This is a genomic window from Acinetobacter sp. YH12039, assembly GCF_013420015.1.
Lineage (GTDB): Bacteria > Pseudomonadota > Gammaproteobacteria > Pseudomonadales > Moraxellaceae > Acinetobacter > Acinetobacter amyesii.
In genome coordinates this window covers 1-3,006 of record NZ_VOZA01000106.1, presented here as the reverse complement: position 1 = coordinate 3,006, position 3,006 = coordinate 1, and the positions used below count along the sequence as shown (strand labels likewise).

1 protein-coding gene, 2 pseudogenes and 1 other annotated feature are annotated in these 3,006 nt (G+C 43.1%); all 3 genes and pseudogenes read left to right on the top strand.

From position 1 onward, the window contains the following. Positions 1 to 288: 288 nt before the first annotated feature. Positions 289 to 1,031 (top strand): annotated as a pseudogene (locus tag FTT98_RS17550) (IS3 family transposase); the annotation flags it as partial. Continuing rightward, positions 564 to 680: a sequence feature (AL1L pseudoknot), on the top strand. (Overlaps the previous pseudogene by 117 nt.) 504 nt (positions 1,032 to 1,535) lie before the next feature. Beyond that, positions 1,536 to 2,777 carry a group II intron reverse transcriptase/maturase gene (gene ltrA, locus FTT98_RS17545; protein ID WP_180177606.1) on the top strand — a complete coding sequence of 414 codons (1,242 nt, stop codon included), beginning with the start codon at positions 1,536 to 1,538 and terminating at the stop codon, positions 2,775 to 2,777. A 79-nt stretch (positions 2,778 to 2,856) separates the two neighbouring features. Then, positions 2,857 to 3,006: pseudogene (locus FTT98_RS17540) on the top strand (DDE-type integrase/transposase/recombinase); the annotation flags it as partial.

Sequence of the window (3,006 nt, the reverse complement as noted above, 5' to 3'; positions counted from 1 at the left end):
ATAATCATCGAAGAATTCAAAAGGGTTTGGGTTTTAAGACACCAAATCAAATGGCCGAAGACTTTTATAAGTTGGCTGCCTAGAATCTCCCAAGGGAAAGTCTCCTGATAATTCAGCGTATATCAAACTTATCAAGTTATCCTTTAACATTTAACTAAATGTGCGGAATTCTCCATCTATAATCTGTGATTTAGATGGAGATGGATAGCACGCCTTTTCAGTCGGGTCTTTCTTGGTTTGAACCGTACCGGGTTTGTCGGAGAGTCAATATTCTGAGAGACTATTCCGATGAAAAAACCAAACTATACCCCCGAAATTAGAGAAAGAGCGGTTCAATTACTAATTGAATCTGAAAAAGATTATCCATCGAATTGGGCAGCAGTTTCCGCAATTGCTCCTAAAATTGGCTGTACTCCTGAAACACTACGTGTTTGGTATCAAAAATACTTAGATCAACAAAATCCCGCCAAAGTACAACAGGTATCTGACCAAGAAAAAATGAAGCAAATGGAACGTGAAATTAAAGAATTAAAACGTGCCAATGAAATTCTACGTAAAGCAGCCGCTTTTTTCGCCCAGGCGGAGCTCGACCGCCCACACAAATAATGGTGGATTTTATCCTTAACAATAAAGATCGATATGGTGTTGAGGCGATTTGTAGGATTTTACCGATCGCTGCTTCAACCTATTACCGGACTTTAGATCTCACAGTAAATCCAGAACATCGAGCGAAACGAGATTTACATGACTTGCAGCATGCTGAGGAGATTAAGCGAATTTGGAAAGAAAGTTCAGGTCGATACGGTGTGCGTAAGGTCTGGCAACAACTGAAACGTGAAGGCTATGTGATTGCACGTTGTACAGTTGCTCGATTGATGCAAAAGCTAGGTATACAAGGTGTTTGGCGTGGTAAGAATAAACAAACCACCCGTAACCGAGATGACCAAAAACGGGCAGATGATTTAGTGAAACGTAATTTTAGTGCTGATCATCCAAACCAACTATGGGTGGGTGACTTTAGTGTGCCGCAGCAAGCGGCGTAAGAGATGAGGGTATGGCCCCTCGCTATCGGCTTGCAGGAGCAGGTAGCAAACCACCATAAGCGGCTTGGATCAAAAGTCCCGGTCGTGAGCGTTATGGAAAAGGCATCGTAGAGATGTCAGGTAAGAATTAGGAAGGCGAACAACAGTGAACTGCCGTTCAAGTGTCGAAAGTACTCAAATGACATCAAAACCGGGGATGGAAGTTACCCCGCGATTAGTTTGGCCGTTACCTGCTTACGGGCCATTCGGTGTCCGGCGTAGAGGCAGCGCGATCCTAATTCAGGCTCTTACGTTGAACTGCGGGAACCTTCGGTGGCGATGTCAAGCGAAAGGCACAAGCTCAAAAGGCAAGGCTGATAATAGCAATGCGTCACCAAGGGGCGGAGCAACTCGTAGTAGTGTTGAAGTTACTGTAATGGTAATGGAGCGAAGGGGTTGCATTATCCAGGTCTACGGATTTGTCAACTGTGCAAGCAGGAGGAGCAAAACTTTATGACCAAACCATTTAATATTCCTAAAGCGTTAATCTGGGAGGCATTTAAAAAAGTCAAAGAGAATGGTGGCGCTCCAGGCGTTGATCATGAATCTATTGAGCAATTCGAAAAGCATTTAAAGAACAACCTATACAAACTATGGAATCGACTTTGTTCTGGCAGTTATTTTCCACCGCCAGTTAAGGCTGTTCCGATTCCAAAGAAGTCAGGTGGCGTGCGTATACTAGGTATTCCAACAGTTGCAGATCGAGTCGCGCAAACAGCAGTTAAGCTCTTATTAGAGCCGAAAATTGATCCATTATTTCATCCAAACTCATATGGATATCGTCCGGGGCGTTCTGCCCATGATGCAATTGCGATAGTGAGGAGACGAAGTTGGGATTATGACTGGGTTGTGGAATTTGATATCAAAGGTCTCTTTGATAATATCGACCATGATTTACTAATGCGTGCACTCAAGAAACACTGTGAAATTCCATGGATTCTTTTATATGTGCAACGTTGGTTAAAAGCACTAATGCAACACATAAATGGCCATCTTTTAGAAAGGAATCGCGGCACACCACAAGGTGGTGTTGTGAGTCCTTTATTGGCGAATTTATTTATGCATTATGCTTTTGATATGTGGATTACGAAACATCTTCAAAGTGTACGGTTCTGCCGTTATGCAGATGATGGCGTAATTCATTGTCGGAGTTTATCTCAAGCCAAACTTGTTTTACAAAAGATCGATGCACGATTTCGTGAATGTGGTCTCGAATTGCATCCAGACAAGACAAAGATTGTTTATTGCCAAGATATTAATCGTCGTAAAGCATATCCCGATGTTCAATTTACTTTTCTCGGGTACACGTTTAGGCCCCGTAAGGCTGTGGACAAGTATAAAAGAGTTTATGTAAATTTCTCTCCTGCAGTCAGTCGTGATGCACTTAAAGCAATGCGACAGACTATTCGGAAATGGCATCTACATCTGATGTGTAATCGCGAATTAAGTGATTTATCTGCAATATTCAATCCAATTCTTCAAGGTTGGCAGCAATACTATGGTCGATTCCATGGTTCAGCAATGTCAGCGATCTGGCAACACATGAATGCTTATCTTATACGCTGGATGAGGCGTAAGTATAAAAACTTGGCCCGTCATAAAAGACGGGCTAGATATGCCTTAGGGCGACTTGCGCGTGATTTTCCAAATGCCTTTGTGCACTGGAAAATGGGATGTTTACCATCGGTTGGATAATGGGAGCCGGATGAGCTGAGAGGTTCATGTCCGGTTCTGCGAGGGGCTAAGGGTGAAATTCCCTTGGTCTACTCACCCGTATATTCAAACTCATTCAGGCTGGGTATATACCGCATTTGTTATTGACGTGTTCTCACGAGCAATTGTTGGATGGAAAGTATCTACACGGATGAATACAGATATGGTGCTCGATGCATTGGAGCAAGCATTGCACGATCGAGGTATGCCT